This is a genomic window from Pedobacter sp. NEAU-ZC8, assembly GCF_059278965.1.
In genome coordinates this window covers 43,423-68,914 of record NZ_JCAJXC010000006.1, presented here as the reverse complement: position 1 = coordinate 68,914, position 25,492 = coordinate 43,423, and the positions used below count along the sequence as shown (strand labels likewise).

18 protein-coding genes are annotated in these 25,492 nt (G+C 41.4%); 17 read left to right on the top strand and 1 reads right to left on the bottom strand.

Annotated features, from left to right (window positions below; genetic code table 11):
• The first annotated feature begins 39 nt into the window (after nt 1-39).
• The 13 genes from AC5WJX_RS06655 (at nt 40) to AC5WJX_RS06595 (ending at nt 17,342) form a co-directional block, all read left to right on the top strand.
• A complete protein-coding gene (locus tag AC5WJX_RS06655) occupies nt 40-1,176 on the top strand; it encodes an SDR family NAD(P)-dependent oxidoreductase (protein ID WP_494483876.1) in 1,137 nt (378 codons plus the stop codon).
• Nucleotide 1,177: 1 nt separating this feature from the next.
• On the top strand, nt 1,178-2,245 hold the full coding sequence (locus AC5WJX_RS06650) for a WaaS/CpsH family glycosyltransferase (RefSeq protein ID WP_494483875.1): 1,068 nt from the start codon (nt 1,178-1,180) through the stop codon (nt 2,243-2,245).
• A gap of 1,215 nt (nt 2,246-3,460) precedes the next feature.
• A complete protein-coding gene (locus tag AC5WJX_RS06645) occupies nt 3,461-4,330 on the top strand; it encodes a glycosyltransferase family 2 protein (RefSeq protein ID WP_494483874.1) in 870 nt (289 codons plus the stop codon).
• Nucleotides 4,308-4,991 (top strand): HAD family hydrolase, encoded by a 684-nt coding sequence (locus AC5WJX_RS06640; RefSeq protein ID WP_494483873.1) that lies wholly within the window; start codon nt 4,308-4,310, stop codon nt 4,989-4,991. The genes AC5WJX_RS06645 and AC5WJX_RS06640 overlap by 23 nt, the downstream gene beginning before the upstream one ends.
• A gap of 786 nt (nt 4,992-5,777) precedes the next feature.
• A complete protein-coding gene (locus AC5WJX_RS06635; RefSeq protein WP_494483872.1) occupies nt 5,778-6,590 on the top strand; it encodes a glycosyltransferase in 813 nt (270 codons plus the stop codon).
• A gap of 149 nt (nt 6,591-6,739) precedes the next feature.
• On the top strand, nt 6,740-8,632 hold the full coding sequence (locus tag AC5WJX_RS06630) for a polysaccharide biosynthesis protein (RefSeq protein ID WP_494483871.1): 1,893 nt from the start codon (nt 6,740-6,742) through the stop codon (nt 8,630-8,632).
• Between the two features lie 177 nt (nt 8,633-8,809).
• On the top strand, nt 8,810-9,361 hold the full coding sequence (gene rfbC, locus AC5WJX_RS06625) for a dTDP-4-dehydrorhamnose 3,5-epimerase (RefSeq protein WP_494483870.1): 552 nt from the start codon (nt 8,810-8,812) through the stop codon (nt 9,359-9,361).
• 2 nt (nt 9,362-9,363) lie between these two features.
• On the top strand, nt 9,364-10,227 hold the full coding sequence (gene rfbD, locus AC5WJX_RS06620; protein WP_494483869.1) for a dTDP-4-dehydrorhamnose reductase: 864 nt from the start codon (nt 9,364-9,366) through the stop codon (nt 10,225-10,227).
• 8 nt (nt 10,228-10,235) lie between these two features.
• Nucleotides 10,236-11,096 (top strand): glucose-1-phosphate thymidylyltransferase RfbA, encoded by an 861-nt coding sequence (gene rfbA, locus AC5WJX_RS06615; protein WP_494483868.1) that lies wholly within the window; start codon nt 10,236-10,238, stop codon nt 11,094-11,096.
• Nucleotides 11,097-11,416: 320 nt separating this feature from the next.
• Entirely contained in the window at nt 11,417-13,087 is a 1,671-nt protein-coding gene (locus AC5WJX_RS06610) for a peptidase domain-containing ABC transporter (RefSeq protein WP_494483867.1), read from the top strand.
• A gap of 10 nt (nt 13,088-13,097) precedes the next feature.
• Nucleotides 13,098-14,420 (top strand): HlyD family secretion protein, encoded by a 1,323-nt coding sequence (locus AC5WJX_RS06605; protein WP_494483866.1) that lies wholly within the window; start codon nt 13,098-13,100, stop codon nt 14,418-14,420.
• Between the two features lie 22 nt (nt 14,421-14,442).
• Nucleotides 14,443-15,798: a TolC family protein gene (locus AC5WJX_RS06600; protein ID WP_494483865.1), complete on the top strand. Its 1,356-nt coding sequence runs from the start codon at nt 14,443-14,445 to the stop codon at nt 15,796-15,798.
• A 143-nt stretch (nt 15,799-15,941) separates the two neighbouring features.
• Entirely contained in the window at nt 15,942-17,342 is a 1,401-nt protein-coding gene (locus AC5WJX_RS06595) for an alpha-L-fucosidase (RefSeq protein WP_494483864.1), read from the top strand.
• Between the two features lie 73 nt (nt 17,343-17,415).
• Here AC5WJX_RS06595 and gmd read toward each other — a convergent pair whose 3' ends face one another.
• The gene (gmd, locus tag AC5WJX_RS06590) at nt 17,416-18,528 is read right to left on the bottom strand and encodes a GDP-mannose 4,6-dehydratase (RefSeq protein ID WP_494483863.1); all 1,113 of its coding nucleotides are present in this window, start codon (nt 18,526-18,528) and stop codon (nt 17,416-17,418) included.
• 479 nt (nt 18,529-19,007) lie between these two features.
• Here gmd and AC5WJX_RS06585 point away from each other — a divergent pair, with 479 nt between their 5' ends.
• The 4 genes from AC5WJX_RS06585 to AC5WJX_RS06570 all read left to right on the top strand — a co-directional run bounded on the left by AC5WJX_RS06585 (nt 19,008) and on the right by AC5WJX_RS06570 (nt 25,437).
• Nucleotides 19,008-20,402 carry a UDP-glucose 6-dehydrogenase gene (locus AC5WJX_RS06585; RefSeq protein WP_494483862.1) on the top strand — a complete coding sequence of 465 codons (1,395 nt, stop codon included), beginning with the start codon at nt 19,008-19,010 and terminating at the stop codon, nt 20,400-20,402.
• A gap of 261 nt (nt 20,403-20,663) precedes the next feature.
• Nucleotides 20,664-21,299: a Rossmann-fold NAD(P)-binding domain-containing protein gene (locus AC5WJX_RS06580; protein WP_494483861.1), complete on the top strand. Its 636-nt coding sequence runs from the start codon at nt 20,664-20,666 to the stop codon at nt 21,297-21,299.
• Nucleotides 21,300-21,406: 107 nt separating this feature from the next.
• Nucleotides 21,407-22,804, top strand: a complete 1,398-nt coding sequence (locus AC5WJX_RS06575) for an undecaprenyl-phosphate glucose phosphotransferase (RefSeq protein ID WP_494483860.1) — start codon at nt 21,407-21,409, stop codon at nt 22,802-22,804.
• Nucleotides 22,805-22,908: 104 nt separating this feature from the next.
• Nucleotides 22,909-25,437 (top strand): SLBB domain-containing protein, encoded by a 2,529-nt coding sequence (locus tag AC5WJX_RS06570; RefSeq protein WP_494483859.1) that lies wholly within the window; start codon nt 22,909-22,911, stop codon nt 25,435-25,437.
• Nucleotides 25,438-25,492 lie beyond the last annotated feature (55 nt).

Here is a 25,492-nt window from a genome sequence, read left to right as displayed (position 1 = left end):
GTCGAATACCTTTAATCAAGTATGTTTTAAGATAAACTGATGAAAAAGAAAATTTTAATAACCGGAGGTGCCGGTTTTATAGGCTCTAATTTAAGCCTTGCCTTAATTGAATTAGGCTATGAGGTAATTGTTTATGATAATTTATCAAAGCAAATACATGGAGTGGATCCAAATACGACCTCTCCCTTATACAATAACATCAAGGATAAGGTTAAGTTTATTCATGCTGATATCAGAGATAGGAAACAGCTCCAGAATGCCGTTGAACAAGCTTCAATAATAGTACACTATGCTGCTGAAACTGGAACTGGACAATCAATGTATCAAATCCATCAGTATAATGATGTGAACATTGGTGGAACTGCGCTATTACTTGACATTTTAGCGAACGACAAACATTCAGTCGAGAAAGTCGTAGTTGCCTCGTCCAGGTCTATCTACGGAGAAGGTAAATACATTAGCAAAGAACTTGGCGATGTGTATCCTGAACATCGAAAGGATGAAGATATGTCTAAGGGAGACTTTGAGGTTAAATTTCCAGGATGTTCAACATTGACGCTAGTGGCGACAGATGAAAACTCTAAAATCCATCCGTCGTCGGTTTATGGAATTACTAAGCAGGTTCAAGAACAATTGGTTATGACGGTGTGTCCATCGATTGGCATAGCACCCGTTGCCTTACGTTACCAGAATGTATATGGTCCAGGTCAATCTTTGTCAAATCCATATACAGGAATTCTCTCGATATTTTCTACCAGTATAAAGAACGGGAACGGGTTGAATATTTTTGAAGATGGTCGGGAAACAAGAGATTTTGTTTATATTTCTGATGTAGTTGATGCAACTATACTAAGTATCCAGAAAAAAGAAGCTAACGGCGAGGTATTCAACGTTGGTACAGGAAAACCAATTGATGTGGTTACGGTTGCTAATAGCCTAATTGAGGAATATGCTTTGGAGGTGCCTGTCACAATATCAGGTAACTACCGTCTAGGTGACATCAGGCATAATTTCGCAGATTTAAAGAAGATTGAATCTCTTTTAGGCTTTACGCCCGCAGTGGATTTTAAAGCAGGTATAAAAAAGTTTGCAAATTGGGTTAACTTGCAAGCTGTTCAGGATGATAAATATCAGCAGTCAATAAGGGAAATGCAGTCCAAAGGTTTATTTAAGTAACATGAACAAAGGACTGCAAGGTAAACGTATTCTTTTTATTGGTCAGGTATTTTATGACTATCATGACCGGATCATCACCCAACTACAATCCATGGGTGCGAAGGTGGTGTTTTTCGAAAATAAAATGTTTCGTGAAGATCCTTCAATTTATCCTAAAAGCCTCATAAGCACCGTTAAACGTCTTCTCAATCCAGGTTATAAGAAAGAATATATCCGATATATTATCAACAGTGTAAAGGACGTTGAATTCGACATCTTGTTTTGCATTGGTGGTTTTTCAATAACCCAAGATCTTGTCGACTCATTAAAGAAGAGGAATTCTGAAATGAGGTCGATTATTTATTTCTGGGATTCTTTTGAAGTTTGGCCATATGCTCATCTGATAGATGCATTTGATGATGTTTATTCGTTTGAACGCACTGATGTTGAGAAGTATAACATCAAGTACCAACCACTGTTTTTTTCTGAGCTTAAAGACCAATGGATTCCGAGCATAGTTGAAAGAACGAGAGACCTGTTATACGTTGGTTCTGTTGGACCAATGTCTTCCAATCGGTTTAAATTGCTTGCAAGGTTCGATCAAGTTTGTAAAAAGTATAAGTTAAACTATTTATTATACCTCCTTTATACTAGACCTAAGCAGAATGGTTTCGTTCAGTTGATTAATAACGTTCGTCGTCTGTTCGATTCTACTTACAACACATTTATCAAAAATCTAGATTTTCATCAAAAGAATTATAAATTCATTAAAGATAAACCTTTAGGTAGCATCGAATTAAATGAACTCATTTTAAGTACAAAATGTGTAATTGACATTCAAGTTCCTGGGCAAACCGGATTAACTATGAGGACTATTGAGTCTCTTTCGTTAGGTTGTAAGCTTTTAACAACAAATGCGGCCGTCACGAAGGAGCCTTTTTATGATCCCGAATGGATTCAGGTGTTCAATGAACTGGATGTTTCGCCTAATATCGAATTTATAAGCGCAGTACCTGCAAAGAAGATTGATATTGAACATTTAACCTTAGAAAACTGGCTTAAGAATTTACTGGGGTACAAACTGATGTAAACATGCAGTGTATTCAAGATATCGCTGGCAATTTGGATGACGCACTAAGGGTAAGGTCTAATAAACAGAAACTGATAGACTTTCTGTTTATTGTAGTCGTGTTTATTGTGACTAGGCAGGTTCCGTTTGCGTTTCTATCTCCAATCATGAATGTATGCGTAATTACATTACTTGGATTGTCGCTTTACAAAGCTACGCTGGATAGATACACCTACGCTGTTCTTTTTTGTTTTCTGGTATTGCCTTTATGTTGCAGTCTTTTTTACTCCATATTCATTACCGACAATGACTTCGTTCTTGCCGTTAAGTTCTTTATAGTTTTACTATCAGTTGGGCTCGCATATTTTGTGCGTGTGGATAGAATTGCTTTAAGGTGGTTTATTGGACTGTGTTTACTTCAAACAGCTGTATTAATCGTAATCCATTTATATTTGCTCCTGTATTCGAGCATCGAAACCTACTTACCCATTCGTTTTTTCTTCATGGAAAAAGGTTGGGGTGATGTATATACTTACAATGGCATTTTTTATAGAATTCAGATAAAGGGAAGTGCTTTATTGTTGATAGCTTTAGTTTTAAACATCGAAATTAAGCTTTTTAAATATCAGTACCTAATTGCGATTATGCTTTTTACGGGTGTAGTTCTGGCTGGAAATTTTGCGTTTCTTATTTCGCTCGTCTTGTACCTATTGTATAAATTATTTTCACTGAGTGGTGTCAAATCAATTCACCTATATCTTCTGAGCATATTTTCCGCTATAGTGTTCGCAAGCATAGCTATGCCTTCTGTAGTTGACTATGCAATGTCGACACTAGAAATGAAACAAGAAAGTTCACTTGGTGTTAGGAGTGATCAATTTACCGAGTTGATGAAAAACCTTACTGAGAGTCCATTTAGCTTGCTTATGGGACAAGGCCTAGGTAATACGTTAAACGTAAGAACTGAGTTCAGAGATTACACAGGCGATACCTACTTTGAAGTCCAAACGTTGTATGTTATAAACCAATTAGGAATTATATTCTTTCTCGGTTTTATCTTGTATAATGTTTTAATCACGTTAAAACGATGGGGCACTTTCAGCTTTAGCCTCTATTATATTTACCTGATCTATATTACCTACGCAGTTACCAACCCGTATATATTTGACACGAATCACGTGATTGTGATAATTGTGTTAAATAGCCTTCAGGCCATCTTAAGTAAAAAAAATGAGTATGAAAGACATTGTAGCAGTAGTTGTACTATATCAGCCTGATTGGTTATTATTAACAGAAGTTCTATCAGCAATTTCCCTCCAGTGTGAGAAAACAATAGTTATAGACAATACACCTACTGATAATTCCGAGCTCTTCAGTGAGCATTTTGGATGGTCAAATAATCTGCGCTACTTGCCTATGCTAAGTAACCTCGGGATCGCATCTGCTCAGAATAGGGGTATAATTGAAGCGAGAAAAACTGGTTGTAGTAAAATAATATTCTTTGATCAGGATAGTGTTCCTGATCCTGAGCTGGTTTCCTCATTGATAGAGGGATACAACCAGATTAATGCAAGTGACGTCAAAATTGGTGCAATAGGTCCTCGAGCTACCAGCCGTGCAACTAATAAAAGATATGAAGGAAAGTTCGACAGTGGAAAAGTTGTTTCACTCGGAATCACAGAACTCAAGCAACTTATCAGTTCGGGTTCATTAATCGAGATATCCACTTTCGATGAAGTTGGTCTATTCGATGAGCATTTGTTTATTGATCTAGTTGATTTTGAATGGTGTTGGCGAGCAGGTGCTCTCTTCGGTTTCAAACATTTTATTATAGAGAAGGCACAGTTGTTCCACATGTTTGGGGAAAAGGAAAGCCGTGTGTTGGGATTTCGAATTACGATACCTAGCTCGTTCAGAATCTATTATCAGTTTAGAAACTTTTTCATATTGCTGGGACGCGGCTATGTCCCTCTTTATTGGAAGCTTTCTAATGCATTTAAATTATCGGTCAAACTGGTTTTATTTCCGTTAATTTGTAAAAATAAGCTAACATATATTAATAGAAGTACAAAAGGAATTCGGGATGGGATCAACTACAGGAAATAAGTACGGCTTTACCAAAACTGACCTTGTGGTTTTTGATCTTTGCGGTACATTATTCGATTCCAATACAACCTTCGATTTTCTTGATTTCTATTTTAAGAAGAATAGAAAATATCAATGGTTTCGACGTTTTCGAAAACTTTTAGCGGTCAAAGCCCTGAATAGAATTTCGACAAGTTGCCTAAGGTTTGATTTTATTCGGATTGTTGGTGTTCGCTTTTTTAAAGGTATACCGGAGACAGATTTGCTTCCAGTTATTAACCGCTTCAATGATGAGTTTTTGTCTAAAAAGAGGATAGAAATAGCGCACTCATTATTGATACAGGCCAAAGATGCCGGCGCGGAAATTGTTCTCATTTCAGCTTCGCTTGAGTTCATCGTACGCAAAGTTTCCGATGCTTTGGCCATCCCTGGATTTTACTCTACTAAGTTAGGCAGTGAAGGTGGAATATTCAACGGTCAAATCACCGAGGATTTACTTGGTAGAAAGGACCAGATAATACAAAGGTTGAAACGTGATCAACAAAGGCTAATTTTTATAACTGATAACACAAGTGATGCTAACGTGATTCCAATAGTTGACGAATTTTGCGTCGTGACTACCAAAAGATTCTCTAGTTTTTGGAAGAATGTAGATGGTGTTTTTAAAATATATGAAATCTAAAGCGTTTTTTTTTGTGCCAATCCTGTACTTTCTGCATACAAGGATTGAATCCACTGCAAAATTTGTATCCTGGGTGATAATTTACTGCATTCCTACCTTCTACATTCTCTATAATATTTTGCCCCTACCATTCGTGACGGTGACAGCAATATATTTTTTCGAATTGTTAGTGATCTATACCTTTTATGAGGTGGGTTATATTCAAAATGATTGCGAAACGACTAAGGCTGAGACGAACCCGACTATGCGGCTTACCTCAGATGAATTGTTGTATTATGAAAAAAACAAATTGGCAATATATCTGGTTAGATTGCTTTTAGCTTCAATATTTTTATTGTCTTTGTTTTTGATTTCTCCGTATGAAAGTGGTAATATTATTTTTGGTGGACTTAGTCTACTAATACTATTGATTTATCAAATTTACAATAGAGTTAGAAACCAGTTCACGCTAGTACTTCACTTCTTGTTGGTTTGTTTAAGGTTTTTGTCTTTTCCAATGATATTTATTTCGAATTTTATAAGTGTAAACTATTTGAGTTTACTACTCATTTTTCCCTTGTTGAATTTGATTGAACGTGGCTCCAACAAAAAATTCAAAATCTCCCTATTTCAAAAACTCATTCCAGATAAGTCAAAAATGGCGACGTTTCGAGTGTTTTATTATGCAGTGTCGAGTTCAGTACTATTAATCCTAATGTGTTTTAATCAAGTACAACCATGGATTCTATACTTGAGCCTTTATTTTCTGGCGTATAGATTTTTGATTGTGAAAGCTGAATTCCAATCATGACATTTTCAGTTTTGATAGCCGTATATGGCCAGGAAAACCCTCTTTTTTTCAAGGATGCGCTTGATAGTGTATTGTGCCAAACTTTGTTGCCTTCGGAAATCGTGTTAATCAAAGATGGTCCGTTAACAAGTGAACTAGATGCCGTAATTGATACTTATTGTGATTTAAAGCCCGAATTGTTCAATGTGATCACTCTTGAAGTAAATATGGGGTTAGGTAAAGCATTGAAAGTTGGACTGGAAAGCTGTGCGAATGAAATTGTATTACGTATGGATTCGGATGATATTTGCTACCCAAACCGTTTTGCGAGGCAAATTGAGATGCTGGTGAAAAAGCCAGAAGTAAGTGTCTTGGGTACTTCGATTCAAGAATTTGAGTATGTGCCAGGAGATCTGAAGAGATATAGGAAACTTCCGTTGGACTTCAGCCAGTTGAGACAATTTGCCAAGTATAGAAATCCATTGAACCATCCATCGGTTGCATTCAGGAAATCACATGTGCTTCAAGCAGGGTCTTACCAAGATATGCCATTATTCGAAGATTTCTATTTATGGGCTCGATTGATTCAGAGAGGCTTTATAGTTGAAAACTTGACTGAACCACTTTTGCATTTTAGGGTTGGAAACGATATGGTTGGTAGAAGGCACGGTTTCTCGTACTTTGCAAAAGAATACAGGTTTCTGAGTACGCTAAGAAAAATCCAGTTTTTAACTCTTTGGGAATTTTTAATTTCAATCGTCACGAAGTTACCGTTGAGATTACTGCCAAAAAATATTTTGGAGTTATTGTATAAGAAACTGTTACGTTGACTTTAGTCGTGTTGTTGTGCGGAAATGTGACAGTAAGCTCTTGTAAATAGCTTTATCTTAGTATAAAGTTCTTTTGCTGAAAGTTTTGGCTAAGCTATGGCAAGTGGGATAATTATGTTAATTTTGTACGCGCTCCTAAACACTTTTAGATGTTTTCACATATTGTAATTGTTCCACGATGGCTAATACTCGCTATTGATATTAGTTTCAGTATTACTGCCTTATTTCTTGGAAAGCTTTTAAAGAATAATTTTGATATTCAAAATCTTGATTTTTTGGCTTTGTATAAGTCCGTTATACTAGTTTCGGCAATCAACGTTATTACATTTACATCTTTGCGAACTTACGCTGGAATTGTTCGGTATACTTCAATGCAGGATTCGATTAGGATTGTGCTTGCTGTAATAATGAGTTCGTTTTTAGTGTTTTTTTTAAACGCTTCTATCATTGCTTTGGGTTATTCGCCATTAATGAGTGTAACGTCGTTAATAATATATTCACTTTTTTGTGGTCTTTTCCTTATTTCTTATCGCATCTTCATTAAATACTTTTTTTTGTACGTCAAGAACTCAAAACTTGATAAGCGACGTGTAATAATCTATGGTGCTGGGCAGGCTGGGTTGTTTACGAAGAGAAGTTTTGATCATGATTCTAAGTATAATAAGAACATACTGGCTTTTGTAGATGATGATGAGAGAAAAGTCGGAAAGATGATAGATGGAGTCCGAATATTAAATGCAGATGATCTGGAAAAGCTTATTGCAGAAAACGAAGTAGATGAAATCATTTTCGCCAGCTACACGATCCCGGCTGATCGGAAAAATCAGATTGTTGATGTTTGTCTTGAGCATGATGTAAGCGTCTTGAATATTCCACCCGCAGATATATGGTCCAAGGATAACCGAAGTGCCGCTCTGATCCACAGCATTAACATCGAAGAATTGTTAGATCGAAAGCAGATTCAGATGAACCTAGATGAGATACAGGCGGAGCTTAAAGGTAAAAGAATTTTGATTACCGGTGCTGCCGGCTCTATTGGAAGCGAAATCGTGCGTCAATTGACTAAATTTGAGCCTGGGTTGATTATAATGTGCGACCAAAGTGAGACAGGGTTGCACAATTTGAGGCTTCAGCTTCAAGAACTGCGGAGTTCACTAAATTTTCACGCCTTTATCGGAGATGTTAAGGATATGAGACGAATGGAATTTATGTTTGATCATTATAGACCCCAGTATGTGTATCATGCGGCCGCATATAAACATGTTCCAATGATGGAAGATAACCCTGCAGAGGCAATCAAAACCAACGTGCTTGGAACAAAGACAATGGCTGATTTATCTGTCAAATTTGGGGTGCAAAAATTTGTAATGATTTCGACCGACAAGGCCGTAAACCCTACAAACGTTATGGGTGCTTCTAAGAGAATTGCAGAGATTTATGTACAATCATTAAACAATGCAGATAAAGGTATGACCAAGTTTATAACTACTCGATTTGGCAATGTACTCGGTTCTAATGGCTCTGTCATTCCCCGTTTTAAAGAACAAATTGAAAAAGGTGGGCCGGTCACAGTCACACATCCGGAGATCACCAGGTATTTCATGACTATACCCGAGGCTTGCCGGCTCGTGTTAGAAGCAGGATGCATGGGTAAGGGCGGGGAGATCTTTGTGTTTGATATGGGGAAGTCGGTTAAAATAGTTGAGCTAGCCAAAAAGATGATTCGCTTGGCCGGGTTGGTGCCTAATCGGGACATAGAAATCACATTCTCAGGGTTGAGGCCCGGAGAAAAGCTGTATGAGGAATTGTTAAATGACAACGAAAATACGATGCCAACTCACCATGAAAAGATAATGATTGGGAAAGTTCGGGAGTACTCATTCGAGAAGATTGAGGTACAAATTGATCAATTATTATTGTTTGCTTTGAATAATAATAACAGGGCGGTTGTTTTACAAATGAAGGGTATTGTGCCGGAATTCATAAGCAAAAACTCTCAATTTGAGCTGTTAGATCGAGAGATCTCTACCTCTCAGGCTTAAGTTATCGTCTAAAGAGGAAGGCCGATTTACACTCCCGGGTGAATACTTTTTTCTTGGCAGATAGTAAGAATGATTTGATAGGTTCAGGAAGACGATACTAAATGATTAAAGGCTAAGTAATGTTGATATCTGGGGAATTAACAGATTTGCTAAGAAGGTCTAAAGAACAGTTTTTATATGGAAATAATTGAAACACCATTAGCTGGCTGCTTGGTGATTAAACCAAAGGTGATTACAGATGCGCGTGGCTACTTCATGGAGAGCTTCAATGAGGAAAGCTTTAATAAAGCTACTGGATTAAATGTTCATTTCGTCCAAGATAATCAGTCTTTTTCTACTTTTGGGGTGTTAAGAGGGCTGCATTTTCAAAGTGACGAACATGCACAGGCCAAGTTGGTTCGTGTGTTAAAAGGGGAGGTGCTGGATGTTGCCGTTGATCTTCGAATAAAGTCTAAAACGTACGGTAAATATTTCAGCGTAGTTCTGAGTGAAGAAAACAAACTGCAGTTCTTCGTGCCACGTGGTTTTGCCCACGGCTTTGTGGTTTTGTCGGAGTATGCTGAATTCTTCTATAAATGTGATAACTACTACAATAAGGCCTCTGAAGGAGGATTACACTTTAATGATCCAGAGCTTAATATAAATTGGCAGCTTCCTGCTGGTAGTCTTCTGGTGTCAGACAAAGATGCAATATTGCCTTTTTTGGCGGAACTAAAATTACAAGCCTAAACATGAATAAAATATTAGTATTTGGAGCATCTGGACAACTTGGCACATGTTTGAAGTTTGTAGCAGCCAAAAAGGGGATATTGGATATCACGTTCCCTATAGAAGGATCTGCAAATATTTTAGATCTTGTATCTCTTAGGTTTCTCTTTGAAACCGAACAACCTGCATATGTGATTAATTGCGCAGCGTATACAGCAGTTGACAAAGCTGAGGATGAACATGTTTTAGCTGCGGAAGTTAATTGCAAAGGAGCGGAGAATCTAGCGCTCTTAGCCAAGGAATATAACGCAACTTTAATACATATCTCTACTGACTTTGTTTTCGAGGGTAGTCATCCTAAGCTCCTTGAGGAAACGGATGAAACTAATCCGGTAAGTATTTATGGTCTGACCAAATTGGAGGGTGAACGGGCTATTGCAGCTGCAATGGATGCCCATTACATACTTCGAACGAGTTGGCTATATTCTGAACATGGAAATAATTTTGTCAAGACCATGCTCAGGCTGGGCACCGAGCGGGATGAGCTAGAGGTCATTGCAGATCAGGTGGGAACACCTACCTACGCGATGGACCTAGCAGAGATGATTTATAAGATCATTGCTTCTGAAAAGAAGGCTTATGGTATTTATCACTTCAGTAACGAGGGCGTTACGTCTTGGTATGACTTTGCTAAGGCCATCTTCGATCTGAGTCAGACTACAGTCAGGCTACATCCAATCACTACCTCAGAGTATCCAACCAAAGCGACTCGTCCCGCTTTTTCGGCGATGAATAAATCAAAAATTAAAAAAACCTTTGATCTGGATATTCCATATTGGAGAGACAGTCTTGCTACTTGTATCCAGCAATTGAATCTTAACGCTTAAAAAGTGATATGAAAGGAATTATTCTTGCCGGAGGCTCCGGCACCAGGCTTCACCCATTAACACTTGCCTGCAGTAAGCAGATGATGCCGGTTTATGATAAACCCATGATCTACTATCCACTGTCTATTCTGATGTTGGCAGGGATTAAAGAAATATTGATCATATCTACCCCACATGATCTGCCGCAATTTGAAAAATTGCTGGGAGATGGATCAAGGATAGGATGTAATTTTCAATATGCTGTACAGGAAGAACCAAATGGACTTGCGCAGGCATTTGTCATTGGAGCCGATTTTATTGGTCAGGACAGCGTGGCACTTATCCTTGGGGATAACATTTTCTATGGGGATGGTCTATCTCGATTATTGCAGGACCTGAGTGAACCTGAAGGGGGTGTGGTGTTTGCTTACCAGGTTGCGGATCCGGAACGTTATGGTGTTGTAGAATTCGATGAACATAAAAACGCGATATCTATTGAAGAGAAGCCTGAACAACCAAAATCAAACTATGCTGTACCTGGCTTATATTTCTATGATAACTCGGTAGTTGAAATTGCTAAGAACATCCCATTGTCTTCCCGTGGCGAGTATGAGATCACAGATGTAAACAAAGTCTACCTGGAACAAGGGCGATTGAAGGTTGGCGTGCTAAGTCGCGGAACAGCATGGCTCGATACTGGAACCTTTAACTCCTTAATGCAAGCTGGTGAATTCGTTCAGGTTATTGAAGAACGTCAGGGCCTTAAAATCGGGTGCATTGAAGAGGTGGCCTTCCGTATGGGTTACATTGATGAAGTTCAGCTTAAGGAAATTGCTGCTCCACTGGTAAAAAGTGGATATGGGCAATATTTAATGCGACTGACAAAATAGGTTACCTAAACCAGCGATCATGAAAACATTTGTACACATTACAGCAATGATTCTTTTCATGATCGCTTTCCGACAGCTGAAAAGTGGCTTCTGACCGGCTGAACTTGGTCTCGACAATGGTTATGGGATTGCAGCCTTCCAGGTGTCGGATGCAGCTCCAGATAATCAGGAAAGCTTTTTGAACGCCGTGCTGCGAACTGGTCCGAAAAGCTGATTGAAATTCTAATGAAATCCTAATTTCTATAACGAGCCCTTTCCTGGTTTTTCCTGTAATATTGCAACGCTAAAAAAATATAGTGTTCATTTTCTCATTTGTATAGATGTACCAGGAAAAAGATTTCAGACTGACCAATGCGGCACTTTTTAATTATATCACGAAGGAAAAGAAGGATGTTTGGGCCATATACATTTACGCCATCCTTAGTGGCCTGGTGCAGCTGAGCATCCCCTTAGGCATCCAGGCTATCGTAAGTTTAGTGATGGGTGCCACGATGGTGACTTCTTTATATATCCTGATATTTTTCATTGTGTTGGGAACCTTCCTGGTCGGTTTCTTCCGGATTAAAGTGATGCAGATCATCGAGAAGATTCAACAGAAAATGTTTGTTGAATATTCCATTGCTTTTGCGAACAAGATTCCCAGGATCAATCTCTCTGCGACGAAGAAATACTATCTGCCGGAGCTGGTAAACCGTTTCTTTGATACGCAGACTCTGCAGAAAGGTATTTCAAAAATTTTACTGGAAATACCAACCGCACTGATCCAGATTACCTTCGGCATCTTACTGTTGTCGTTCTATCATCCCTGGTTTCTGGTGTTTGGTGCGCTGGTGATCATCATCGTGGTGACCATCTTTAAATTTACCATGAATTCTGGAATCCGCTCCAGTTTGGAAGAAAGCGAAAAAAAGTATGCCGTCGCCTCCTGGCTGGAGGATATCGCAGCAGCTGTAAAAACGTTTAAAATCAATTCGAATGCCGACGCGCACCTTACCGGAACGGACGCGCGTGTGGTTCGTTACCTTAAACACCGGACTTCCCATTTCAGGGTACTGGAATTCCAATATAAAACCATCATTGGTTTTAATGTGATCATCACGATGGTGATGCTGACCATCGGAACCTATCTGCTGGTTAACCAGCAGTTGAACATTGGTGCATTTATTGCCACAGAGATCGTGGTACTAACGATCATGAATGCGGTAGAAAGGCTGATCAAGAGCCTCGAAAGCTATTATGATGTGATTGCCTCCCTCGTGAAGTTGCATAAGGTGACCGAGCTACCGGAAGAGCAGAATGGTATGATGAGCCTGCAGAAAAAAGCAGGAGGTATGGCAGTTAAGCTGGAGGATGTCAGTTTCGCTTTCAACGATAACCGGCCGATCCTAAAAAATGTCAACTTTGAAGCTAAAGCAGATACCATCACGGTTATTTCCGGTGCAATTGGTGCCGGGAAAACAACTTTGCTCAATGTGATGGCCGGTTTTTATGAAAATCAAACCGGCGCCATCCTCTTCGATAAAATACCATTGACCAATCTGGATAAAAATCAACTGAGGGCCGGGATCGGTTTGTACACACCCGACATGATCATCATCAAAGGAAGCCTGCTGGAAAACATCGTGCTTGGACGTGATGATGTCAGTGCCGATGAAGTGATCAGCCTGAGTGAAGAGCTTGGGCTGGAGGATCTGCCGAGTTTATTCAGCAATGGTTTTGATACGCAGATCAGTGAAACAGATACAGAGGTTTCCTTCAGCGGCAAAAAGAAGATCACCCTGCTCAGGGCTTTACTGGGCAGCAACAGGCTGCTCATGCTGGAAGATCCCCTGCAGGGTATGAATGAAGTATTTCAGACCAGAATGATCCGGCACCTTCAGAAAATCAAGGCTTATACGACAATCATCATCATCTCTCAAGGTTCTGCCTTAAAAGATATTGCAGATCAGCACTTATATCTGGAAGATGGTCAAATCAGTACTTTAAAATAAAATTGAGGAAATGAAACTTAGATCTTTTGATAATATATACCATATCAATAAGGAATCGCATGTAAAACGTTGGTTCCTCTATTTCAGCCTTTTGTTTGTCGTTGTCCTGTTCCTGCCCTGGACTCAGAACATTCAGCTCAGGGGGAATGTAAGTACGCTTTATCAGGATCACCGGCCTCAACAGCTCAACTCGCCTATCCCTGGCAGGATCATCAAATGGCATGTGAAAAATGGCGACTACGTAAAAAAAGGCGATACCATTTTGCAGCTTGCGGAAGTGAAAGACGATTATCTGGATCCCCAGCTGCTAAGCAGAACCCAGGAACAGGTAGAAGCGAAAAGAGGCGTCAGGGAATACTATAAAGCTAAGGTTGGTACAACCGAGGCACAACTCCAGGCCATCAATGCCAGCAGGTCGTTGAAGCTTGCGCAACTGAAGATCAAACTTACACAGCTGAACAGCAAGATCGCTGCTGAGGAGGCCGAGTTGGCAGCCGCAAGTAACGAGCTGAAGTTATCTGAAGATCAATATGGACGGCAGAAAAAAATGTATGAAGAAGGTCTGGTATCACTAACGCAATTCCAGCAACGCAGTGTCTCTTACCAGAATGCCCTGGCAAAAAGAACAGCAGCGGAGAACAAGCTTGCTCAGTCGCGGCAGGAGCTGATCAACATGGATATAGAACGGAATGCCATTATGCAGGATTATACCGAGAAGGTCAGTAAAACCGAGGGTGAACGCTTCCAGAGTATGGGGCAGATTGAGGGGAGTACCGGTGACATTGCAAAGCTCGAGAACCAGGTGGCCAACTATAGGGTAAGGCAGAACATGTACGCTGTTCTGGCTTCGCAGGATGGTCAGGTGGTTCAATTAACTAAATCCGGCATCGGAGAGATCCTGAAGGATACGGAAAGCATTGGAACCATTGTGCCCAAAATGGCCGACTATGCAGTAGAGATCTACGTTAAGCCCGTCGACTTACCATTGCTACGGGAGGGGCAGCGGGTGATGTGCATCTTTGATGGCTTTCCAGCGATTGTATTCTCCGGATGGCCGACTTCCAGCTACGGCACTTTTGCAGGTAAGGTGGTTGCCATTGAAAGCAGCATCGGCGTAAACGGACTCTTTAAGGCGCTGGTTGTAGAAGACAAGGCTGAAAAATCATGGCCCCGACAAATTAAGATTGGTGCTGGTGTAAGGGGCATTGCAATTCTCAATGATGTTCCGGTCTGGTATGAGCTGTGGCGGAACATCAATGGTTTCCCACCGGATTATTATGTTTCTAAATCAGCTAGCGAAAATACAGCAGATGAAAAAGGGAAAAAGAAGTAGCTTGTTCATAATTTTCCTGTGCATGGCGCAATTCGTCGCGGCGCAGGACACCCTGCGTCTGTCGCATAAAGCATTTCTGGACATTGTTAAACAGTACCATCCACTGGCCTTCAGGTACAGGTTGCAGCAGGATATTGCTAAAGCCGAACTGCTGAATGCAAAAGGTAATTTTGATCCTGTAATTGCCGCCAAAAATGGTTCGAAGACGATAGATGGAATTGATTATTACGAGGAGTCGAATGTTGGTATTGAAATCCCGACCTGGTATGGCATTTCCTTAAGCGGGAGCTATAACAACATTGATGGACAAAGGCTTAATAACAGTGATACCCGTGGCGGCCTGTATCAATTCGGCCTGAACATTCCATTGGCAAAGGGTTTATTGTTTGACCAGCGAAGGGCACTGCTACAGCAAGCCAAAGCGGCGCTGCAGATGACTGCTGCCGAACAGCAGTTGCTGACCAACGAGCTTTTCAGAGATGCTGAAAATGCATACTGGGCCTGGGTAAGATATTATGAGATCTATAACTTACAAAAACAAGCTGTAGAGATCAACGCCAAACGCTTGGCCTTAATCAAAAAGACCTTCAACTATGGTGAACGTGCAGCAATAGATACGACCGAGGCACTTTCGCAATTGAGAAGTTATGAGCTGGAGCAGGAAGATGCCTACCTCCAGTACCTGAAGGCAACCATGGAGTTATCATTATTTCTATGGAAAGAAGATCAACAGCCCTACGATATAGATCAGCCGATCTTCCCAGCAGAGAACCTGAATTCAAATGAGGCTTATGAAAGCTATCCTTCGCTTATTGCAAATTTGAACGCACAGGATCTGAACGCACATCTCTCCCTGGTTTATTATCAGCAGAAGGAAAACTTCCTGGAGACAGAACGGAGGTTAAAGTGGCAGAGTTTTCTGCCTAAAGTCGACTTTAGCTACAATTTCTTCAATAAGGAAGGTTATCGTAGTGGTTACTTTCCCATGTTTCAGAACAACTATCAATATGGCCTGAAGCTGGAGATCCCGGTATTTTTAAGGCAGGCAAGAGCTGGCTATCAAATGGCGAAGGCAAAGCTTGGTCAGAACCGGATGGACATTACGATGAAGCAGCAGGAATTAGATGTGAAGATCAGCAACTATGCCAATGAGTTGCAGAATTATAGTACCCAGATTAGCCTGGCGGACAAAAATATTGAAAACTACCAGCGGCTACTGCAGGGTGAGGAGGCCATGTATGGTAATGGAGAGAGCTCGCTGTTTTTAATCAACTCGCGGCAAACTAAGCTGATTGAAGCGCGGGAAAAGATCATTGAACTTCGCTTCAAGTTTTTGAAAAGCTATTCAGAATTGAAATACCTCGCAGCCAGTTTCTAAATTAACAGTACTATGGTAAAATGATCTTCAGGCATCAGCAGCGATATGGATCGCTGCAGCGAAAAACAATTGCCGATCCAGTGCTGGATAAAAAAGGAAATTCGTAGCTTCAACGAAGGTCATTCCAATCGCTTATGCTGTTTATGAAGAATAGACAAAAAAACAAATGGGCTGCACTGGCAGCATTGATATTAATGAGCTGCCCGGGCAGCGGATTTGCGCAATACCAGCCTAACTGGGATTCCCTGGATCAACGGGAAACGCCGCAGTGGTGGAAAGATGCCAAGTTCGGGATCTTTGTTCATTGGGGCGTCTATAGTGTGCCGGCCTATGCGCCGGTACATGAAGTGGAAGGCGTGTACGAGAAGTATGCGGAACATTATGCTAACCGGCTGCTGAACAAGAACAAACTCTTTATGGCGCATCATGAGAAGTATTTTGGGGCCGATTTTAAATATGAAGACTTTGTACCCATGTTCAAGGCGGAGTACTTTAATCCGGATCAATGGACCGATCTGTTTGAACGCGCCGGCGCGAAGTATGTGGTGCTGACCTCCAAACATCATGATGGCTTTGCTTTATGGCCCAGCAAGGAGAGCAATGGCTACAACAGTGCTGCGCTTGGACCTAAGCGTGACCTGGCTGGCGAACTTACCCAAGCTGTACGGAAAAAAGGGCTGCACATGGGCTTTTATTATTCTTTGCTGGAGTGGGACCGGCCGTTGTATCGCGCCGCAACGCTCAATCAATGGGTGGATACGCACATGATCCCCCAGATGAAAGATCTGGTGAACCGCTATAAGCCAGAGATCATTTTCTCTGATGGGGAATGGGATTATCCCAGTAAGGACCTGAAATCGGAAAGTTTCCTGGCCTGGTTGTACAATGAATCTCCGGTGAAAGAGACTGTGGTGGTTAACGACCGCTGGGGTAAGGAAACGCGCAGCAAACATGGGGACTATTATACTACGGAATACGACCTGGTGCATGATGAGCATGGTATCGGAGATAAAAGGACACACCCCTGGGAGGAAAGCCGGGGCATTGGGACCTCTTACGGGTACAATCAGTTTGAAACCGCGGAAGACTATTTCAGCTCCAAACAGCTGATCGACTTGCTGATCGATAAGGTAAGCAATGGGGGCAACCTGCTGCTGAACGTTGGTCCGCAGGCCAATGGGCTGATCCCGGTGGTGATGCAGGAACGCTTATTGGATATGGGTAAATGGTTGAAGGTGAATGGAGATGCGATCTATGGGACACAGGCATGGGCAGGTGCTAGTGCAGCTTCCAGCAAAGAAATCGCATTTACGCAAAAAGGGGATACGCTTTTCGCGCTGTTTAAACAATGGCCTGCTGAAGGTTTTGAAATCCGCGATTTGGAAAATGCGGGTAAAGTGTCCTTACTGGGCGCTGATATCAAGGTACAACAGCGGTTTAAAGGTAATAAGTTCTTCGTTCAGGTTGATCCGGAGGCTTTTGCTAAACTGCCCCCGCAGCTGGCCTGGGTATTCCAGATTGAAGCATTCCAAAATGCTAGATAGTTCGTTATTACAAAACAAAGATGCCGGCTGATTCAGCCGGCATCTTTGCAAATCGATTGTTGAAGGTTATATATTATTCAAATTGGTTCTTCACAATGTAGCCTGCGTCTTTCAACATGCGCTCTTTTTGGAAGTTCTCTACATCTGATTTCATCATGTCATTAACCAATGCGGCAAGGTCATATTTAGGTGTCCAGTTTAGTTTCGCTTTACATTTAGATGGATCACCGATGAGTAAATCTACCTCTGTAGGGCGGAAATAACGTGAATCAACGGCAACTACTTCTTTGCCGATTTCTACCTGATAATCTGGGTTACTGCAAGATACTACATATCCTTTTTCATCCACACCCTCGCCTCTGAATTCCAAAGTAATGCCAACTTCACTGAAGGCCATTCTGATGAAGTCTCTCACGGTAGTGGTCACGCCAGTCGCAATTACAAAATCTTCAGGCTTTTCCTGTTGCAGGATCAACCACATTGCTTCTACATAGTCTTTGGCGTGGCCCCAATCTCTTCTTGCATCAAGATTTCCAAGATATAGTTTGTCCTGCATGCCTAAAGCGATCTTTGCGGTACCACGGGTGATTTTTCTAGTTACGAACGTTTCACCACGTAGTGGACTTTCATGATTGAACAGGATACCATTGCAGGCGAACATGCCATAAGCTTCACGGTAGTTTACCGTGATCCAGTACGCATACATCTTTGCTACGGCATAAGGTGAACGTGGATAGAATGGGGTAGTTTCGGATTGTGGTACGGCTTGTACCAGGCCATAAAGCTCTGAAGTAGAAGCCTGATAAACTTTTGTTTTATTTACAAGGCCCAGAATACGGATAGCTTCCAGGATCCTTAACGTTCCGATACCATCAGCATTAGCAGTATATTCAGGGGTTTCAAAACTTACCTGCACATGGCTCATTGCGCCAAGATTGTAAATCTCATCAGGTTGAACTTGCTGAATGATCCGGATAAGGTTGGTCGAATCACTAAGATCCCCGTAATGAAGTACCAAGCGGAGATGACTTTCATGCGGGTCCTGGTACAAATGATCGATACGGTCTGTGTTAAACAAAGAGGAACGGCGTTTGATACCGTGTACTTCATAACCTTTCTTTAGAAGTAGGTCCGCCAAGTACGCACCATCCTGACCGGTTATTCCTGTGATTAAAGCTTTTTTCATGAAAATTGCAATTTTAGATTTTTATGTCGTATGCAGCTCAGCCTGCGCAGATGAGCTAATTTTATTTTGGTCTCCCTCAAAGATACGCCTCTTTCCTAAAAATGATGCCTGGATTCAAGATTGTACAAGGATTTGTGTAGTGAAACAGGAAAATATCTACAATCAACCGCAAGAACAAGTACTAAAGGTTTGAAATTGTCTTACATTTTGTACGATAAAATGGAACCTATTGACAAAGCATTACAACATCCGGTTTAGCTGGTTTGAAAATAATGTGTAAGTTCAGGATTGATGTGAGACCAACGAAATCATTCGGAAAATGTTGATATCGAACAAGATTTCATCTGCAGCTTCACAAATTCCTACACATATTAAGGTCTGATGTATTTGATTTTTGGCGATAACAGATTTTACAAATACCTTAGATCGACTTTTACACAATCATCCACAACATTATTCAAAAAACGCAATTATAAACAATGAAGAACATTACCAGAATTTGCTGCATTGGTGCAGGTTATGTAGGTGGTCCGACCATGGCAGTGATTGCCAAACAGTGCCCACACATCACGGTTACCGTTGTAGATTTAAACGAGGCCCGTATCGCGGCTTGGAACGATGAAAACACGGAGAACATCCCGGTATATGAACCTGGATTGAGTGAAGTGGTAGCTGAAGCTCGTGGCAGAAACTTGTTTTTTTCTACTGAAGTAGATAAAGCCATTGATGAAGCAGATATGATCTTCATTTCTGTAAATACGCCAACTAAGACTTATGGTGCTGGTAAAGGCATGGGAGCCGACCTGAAATATATTGAACTTTGTGCCCGCCAGATTGCAAGGGTTGCGAAACAGGATAAAATTGTCGTTGAAAAATCTACGCTCCCTGTACGTACTGCCGAAGCACTTCGCGACATTCTACACAATACTGGTAACGGCGTGAAGTTCCAAATTCTTTCTAATCCGGAATTTCTTGCTGAAGGTACCGCTGTAGAAGATCTGTTAAGCCCTGATCGAGTATTGATTGGTGGTGATACTTCTGAAGAAGGACAGGAGGCTATTGAGTCATTAGTTTCTATATACGCAAACTGGATTCCACGTGAGCGTATCCTGACCACCAACGTTTGGTCTTCCGAGCTTTCCAAGCTCGTAGCTAACGCTATGCTGGCACAACGTATTTCTTCTATGAACTCCATCTCTGAACTTTGCGAAAAAACCGAAGCGGATGTAACCGAAGTTGCGCGTGCCATTGGTGCAGATAGCCGTATTGGTCCCAAATTCCTGAGAGCTTCTGTTGGCTTTGGTGGTTCATGCTTCCAGAAAGATATTCTGAACCTGGTATACATTTCAAGGTCCTTCGGACTGCAGGAAGTGGCCGATTACTGGGAACAAGTGATCATTATGAACGATCACCAGAAAAGACGTTTTGCAGAGAATATTGTTCGTAAGTTATATAATACGGTTTCTGGTAAGAAAATTGCATTTTTGGGTTGGGCCTTTAAAAAGGACACTAACGATACCCGTGAATCTGCTGCAATTTACGTGGCGGACATGCTTCTGAACGAGCAGGCCGGTATAAAGGTTTATGATCCTAAGGTAGAGGAGAAACAGGTACACGCGGACTTGGATTATCTAAACACCCGCAAAGCGGAAGAAAACCATCAAGGTGTATCTGTTTTTGCAGATCCTTATGAGGCTTGTAAGGACACCCATGCAATTGCAGTACTTACCGAATGGGATGAGTTTAAAGATTATGACTGGCAGCGGATCTATGACAATATGCTTAAACCCGCCAAGATTTTTGATGGCAGGAATCTTTTGGATGTTAAAAAATTACGTGAAATCGGCTTCTTTGTTCAAGCCATTGGTTCATAGCACTTAAATAACTTTAATGATCGATTTAAGGCAGCTTTTTAAGCTGCCTTTTTTGGTTTTTAGGTATGTGTTTGCGCTAAATACTGTTTTTTGCGGCAAAGCACATTTATTATTTTTTTTATACAAGTATTAATAACATCTTTGTGTATAATTGTGAAAGGGGTTCTACAGAAGTTCCCACCATCAAAAAACTTATTGCGCAAAGCAGTTGTTGATAGTGTAAATGATGCCGAGTTCCAGACCTTAAAAACCATAGGAAATATGAACGTATTAGTAACAGGTACCGCGGGCGAGTTAGGAAAACAGGTAGTTAGCTGGTTTTCTAAGTATTATACTGATTATAGACTCGTAGAATTAAACGATCTTTCAGATATCGGCGTACTAAACAACCTCTTTGATGCTCAGAAGTTTGATGCCGTTATTCATTTTGCATCAACACCGGGGCAAGATACTCATGGTACGGCTAATTTATTGCAGGTAGCACACGCCAAATGGAGTTCTAATCAGGACGCACACCGCTTTCTTCTCATTACCTCCGATCTTTTTGAGGCGGAGTTGATATTGCGTGATTATCATGATAATAAAGGTATGAACCTTTTGGTAAGCTCCTGTGAAGATACCTTTGCATCTTCAGATTTCCCTTTTGTATTTGCCTCGGTTGCGCAACAACATATTTCCAGCAACAATATTGTCCCGGTTTATACCAAGGGGCAGGAAGTTCCAGAATGGTTTTGGGTTGAAGAACAAGCCTGTGCCGTAGATATTCTATTTCATCAGGCGGAAGCAGGCAAGACCTACAACATTGGTGGTATGAATGCCTGGGAGCGTAGCGATTTGGAGTACAGCCCGATTGTACAACCAATGCAACACAGCTACTCGGCTGCAAACGCACGATAAGCTACACAACCGTACCGATCCGACTTTTCAAAGTCGTTTTTTTTGCTATAATTGCACGACGCTCAAAAACGCGGAATTAAGCGTTTTACTTTAGAGTTTTTACATTTATGGCCATACAGACCCGGTACAACTATCTGCTGCGTTATATTTTGCTGATTACAGATGTAGTCATGCTTAATGCTGTTTATTTTTTATCTTACTTTATTACCGAGCGTCTTGGAAAGCATCTGTATGATGAACTTGACGCGAATTATGTAATTGTTTGTAATTTAATATGGTTCTTCTGCGCCATGTTCTGTGGCCTCTATAGTCTTTATGGCATCCGACGATTGGAGCGGATTTATAGAGAGACATGGCGTAGCATTACATTCCACTTCATCCTGTTTACTGTGTTCCTGCTTTTCTCCAGGAACAGCGAATTTTCGAGAAGCTTTCTGCTCATCTTCTACGGGCTGCTTTCTGTATCCTTCTTGTTAAATCGCTTTTTGGGCACTGCTTTTCAGTATGTGCTTTTGGCAAAATTCAACGCTGCAAAAAAAGTTGCCGTGATGGGATCAAATGCCACAGCAATTCGGATTTCAGACTATCTGCAAAAACAAAAAACCTTAAGTTTCTATGGCTTTGTGGGTGATGATGACAGCATTTACAATGAAGAGGGCGGTATTGTCTCTGATCTGGTGTCTCAAAAATTTGAGGAGGCTGCTGCAGCTGGAGTACAGGATGTATATGTGGCAGTGGCGCCCCATCGTATGACAGAAGTAAGTGCTTTAGTAGATGAAGCAGACCGTCAATGTATCCGACTTAAATTCATTCCTGATCTTGGGGGATCCCTCGCGTCGCCATATACCATTGATTATTTGGGTGGAGAGTTTCCCATCATCACGCTTCGCGTGGAGCCCTTGGAAGAGATGAAGAATCGGTTTAAAAAGCGGCTTTTTGATTTGGTATTCAGTTCTCTGGTGATCGTTTTTGTGTTAAGCTGGCTTTATCCTTTGATGGCCATACTCATCAAATGGGAGAGTAAAGGTCCTGTACTCTTTAAACAGCTGCGGTCGGGCCGCAATGATACCCCTTTCTGGTGTTACAAGTTCCGCAGTATGACTGTAAATTCGGACAGCGATAAACTTCAGGCGACAAAAAATGATGCGCGCATAACCAGAATAGGTGCCTTCTTACGAAGAACCAGCCTTGACGAAATGCCGCAGTTCCTAAACGTTTTTTTGGGTAATATGAGTGTGGTTGGACCCAGACCCCATATGCTAAAACATACAGAAGAGTACAAGAAGATCATCTCCAAATTCATGGTTCGCCATTTTCTGAAACCTGGTATCACCGGATGGGCACAGGTAAACGGTTTCCGTGGCGAAACCAGGCTATTGGAGGATATGGACAACCGTGTTAAATATGACATCTACTATCTGGAAAACTGGACCACGGCCTTAGACGTCCGGATTATCTTTATGACTATTATAAATGCCATAAGGGGTGAGGAAAACGCCTATTAATATCTGATTACCAAAGAAATTAAAAATAATTAGGTTTATATTTGCAGGCTAATCGGCGTAAAGAGCTCTTGCGCTATTTATTTCAAAGTTTACCTAATTCGAATATGACGATCAAGAATGTTTTAGTTGTACTGTTGTTATTGGCAGGTTTTGCATTTTCCCCCTCCGCTTTTTCCCAGACGAACTATGCTGATGTCAAAGTTAACGAGCTGAGCGACGCGCAGATCCAACAGATGATGCAACGTGCATCTGCTCTCGGATACAGTGATGCACAGATGGAACAAATGGCTGCTGCACAAGGCATGCCTGCAAATGAAATTCAGAACCTTCGTCTTCGGGTGCAGCGTATCCGTAATACCTCTGGTACTTCCAATACTACGACAACAGCTGGAGCAAATACATACAGTACTTTGCAGGATACCAATTCGGCAAGAAATGCCAAAATATATGGTCAGAATGATAGTCTCAACGTAACTAATAAAACACAGGAGCAACAGCGGCAACGTGAGATTTTGGAGATGTTTGAAAGCTTCAAACCTCAGATCTTTGGATCGAAGTTGTTTAAAAATTCGAATTTGTCCTTTGAACCAAACCTGAGAATGGCCACACCCAAAAGTTATGTGATTGGCCCTGATGATGAGTTATTAATAGATTTGACCGGTGATAACGAAGCAAATTATCGTCTTCAGGTGAGTCCCGATGGCACCATCAGGCTTCAATATGTGGGCATTATAGCTGTGGCCGGGCTTACCATCGAGCAGGCTTCCTCTAAAATAAGTAATGCAATGAGCAAGACTTATCCCGCCCTTCGCACCGGTCGCTCAAATATTGCCGTTAACTTAGGTAATATCCGCGGTATCAAGGTCGTGTTAACTGGCGAGGTCGTTAAACCAGGTACCTATACTTTACCTTCCCTTGCAACGGTATTTAATGCCTTATATGCGTCAGGAGGTCCATCTGATAACGGGTCGTTTCGTAGAATACAGGTGATCAGGAATAACCGTGTGGTAAGTACGATCGATACTTACGATTTCCTGATGAATGGTGTGCAAAATGGCAACATTCGTTTACAAGATCAGGATGTTATTCATATTCCGGTTTTTCAAACCAGGATAGAAGTTTCGGGTGAAGTATTGCGGCCGGCATTATTCGAAATGATTAAAGGTGAAAATCTTCGCGATGTTTTAAATTACGCAGGAGGCTTTAATACCAGAGCGTATACCAGTAGAATAAAGGTGTTGCAGAATACGGAAAAAGAACGTCGTATTACGGACATTGCATCTCCTGACTTTAGCACCTATCTACCACAGAATGGCGATAAATATATTGTCGAACCGATTCTTGACCGTTTTGAAAACCGCGTGGAAATAGCAGGTGCGGTGTTCCGGCCAGGACTATATGAACTCGAAAAGGGTTTGACCCTTCGTGGTTTGATTAACAAGGCCGAAGGTCTTACGGAAGATGCATTCCTGAACCGTGCCTATATCAACAGGTTGAATATGGATAATACACTCTCTTTAATATCTTTTGATGTTGCAAAGTTGATTGCGGGTTCTGTGCAGGATATTCCGTTACAGAGAGAAGATAAAATTACCATCTCTTCGCTGTTTGATCTGCGCGACGAATACAAGGTTATGATTCAGGGTGAGGTTCGTGATTCTGGTACTTATAAGTATGCCGAACAGATGAGCCTGGAAGATCTGATTCAGATGGCTGGCGGCTTCAAAGAAGGAGCATCACCGAATCGTATTGAGATTTCAAGACGTGTACGAAACAGCGATGCAAAGTCTGCCTCTGCACGTACTGCCGAAGTTTTCACGGTAAATATTGATAAAAATCTCAAACTCTCAGATCAACGTTTTATCCTACAACCATTCGATGTTGTTGCGGTGAGAGGTGCTGAAGGCTATCAGGTGCAAAGGCAGGTAACATTAGAAGGGGAAGTACTTTATCCTGGGACCTATACCGTAACCAGGAAGGATGAAAGGATATCTGATCTTATTGCGCGCGCTGGAGGTTTAACCCCTACAGGATACGCAGAAGGCGCTTCGCTGAAGCGACCGGGTCCCAAACCTGGGCCAAGTGAAAAAGGCAAAAATGAGATCAACGACCAGGAGGAAGAAGAGAAGAAATTCCTGAATCTGGAGCGTGTACAGGAAACCGGACTTGCGCCAGCTACTGAAGTTAATCAACGCTTGGTACAATCTGACCTTGTTGGTATTGAGTTAACTTATATACTTGAACATCCACGGTCGAAATTTGACCTGATCGTTGAAGATGGTGATGTTATTCGAGTGCCGAAACAGCTTCAAACTGTGAAAGTAACTGGAGAGGTTCTGAATCCAAACAACATTGTGTACACAAAAAACAAAAGTTTTAAGCAATACGTAAATGGCGCTGGTGGTTTTACAAATACTGCGCTTAAACGTGGGGCATACATCAAGTATGCAAATGGCTCCGTAGAATCCGCTCGTAAGTTCTTATTCTTTAATAACTTTCCGAAGGTAAAACCAGGTGCAGAGATCCTCGTGCCTAAACGTGCCTTAACTGAACGTTTGACCCCTCAGGGTTGGATTGGCATTGGAACTGCGGTTGCAAGTATGGCAGCGATCGTGGTAAGCTTACTGAGATAATTTTCAGGCTTGGGATATCAGGGGATTATACCTGATATCCCAAGAATAAAAACAA

Coding starts and splice junctions, on each gene's coding strand:
- AC5WJX_RS06605 (WP_494483866.1), top strand. CDS start 13,098: ATGAAACTTAGATCTTTTGATAATATATACCATATCAATAAGGAATCG.
- rfbC (WP_494483870.1), top strand. CDS start 8,810: ATGGAAATAATTGAAACACCATTAGCTGGCTGCTTGGTGATTAAACCA.
- AC5WJX_RS06640 (WP_494483873.1), top strand. CDS start 4,308: ATGGGATCAACTACAGGAAATAAGTACGGCTTTACCAAAACTGACCTT.
- AC5WJX_RS06595 (WP_494483864.1), top strand. CDS start 15,942: ATGAAGAATAGACAAAAAAACAAATGGGCTGCACTGGCAGCATTGATA.
- AC5WJX_RS06610 (WP_494483867.1), top strand. CDS start 11,417: ATGTACCAGGAAAAAGATTTCAGACTGACCAATGCGGCACTTTTTAAT.
- AC5WJX_RS06645 (WP_494483874.1), top strand. CDS start 3,461: ATGAAAGACATTGTAGCAGTAGTTGTACTATATCAGCCTGATTGGTTA.
- gmd (WP_494483863.1), bottom strand. CDS start 18,528: ATGAAAAAAGCTTTAATCACAGGAATAACCGGTCAGGATGGTGCGTAC.
- AC5WJX_RS06580 (WP_494483861.1), top strand. CDS start 20,664: ATGAACGTATTAGTAACAGGTACCGCGGGCGAGTTAGGAAAACAGGTA.
- AC5WJX_RS06575 (WP_494483860.1), top strand. CDS start 21,407: ATGGCCATACAGACCCGGTACAACTATCTGCTGCGTTATATTTTGCTG.
- rfbA (WP_494483868.1), top strand. CDS start 10,236: ATGAAAGGAATTATTCTTGCCGGAGGCTCCGGCACCAGGCTTCACCCA.
- AC5WJX_RS06650 (WP_494483875.1), top strand. CDS start 1,178: ATGAACAAAGGACTGCAAGGTAAACGTATTCTTTTTATTGGTCAGGTA.
- AC5WJX_RS06635 (WP_494483872.1), top strand. CDS start 5,778: ATGACATTTTCAGTTTTGATAGCCGTATATGGCCAGGAAAACCCTCTT.
- rfbD (WP_494483869.1), top strand. CDS start 9,364: ATGAATAAAATATTAGTATTTGGAGCATCTGGACAACTTGGCACATGT.
- AC5WJX_RS06655 (WP_494483876.1), top strand. CDS start 40: ATGAAAAAGAAAATTTTAATAACCGGAGGTGCCGGTTTTATAGGCTCT.
- AC5WJX_RS06585 (WP_494483862.1), top strand. CDS start 19,008: ATGAAGAACATTACCAGAATTTGCTGCATTGGTGCAGGTTATGTAGGT.
- AC5WJX_RS06600 (WP_494483865.1), top strand. CDS start 14,443: ATGGCGCAATTCGTCGCGGCGCAGGACACCCTGCGTCTGTCGCATAAA.
- AC5WJX_RS06570 (WP_494483859.1), top strand. CDS start 22,909: ATGACGATCAAGAATGTTTTAGTTGTACTGTTGTTATTGGCAGGTTTT.
- AC5WJX_RS06630 (WP_494483871.1), top strand. CDS start 6,740: ATGTTTTCACATATTGTAATTGTTCCACGATGGCTAATACTCGCTATT.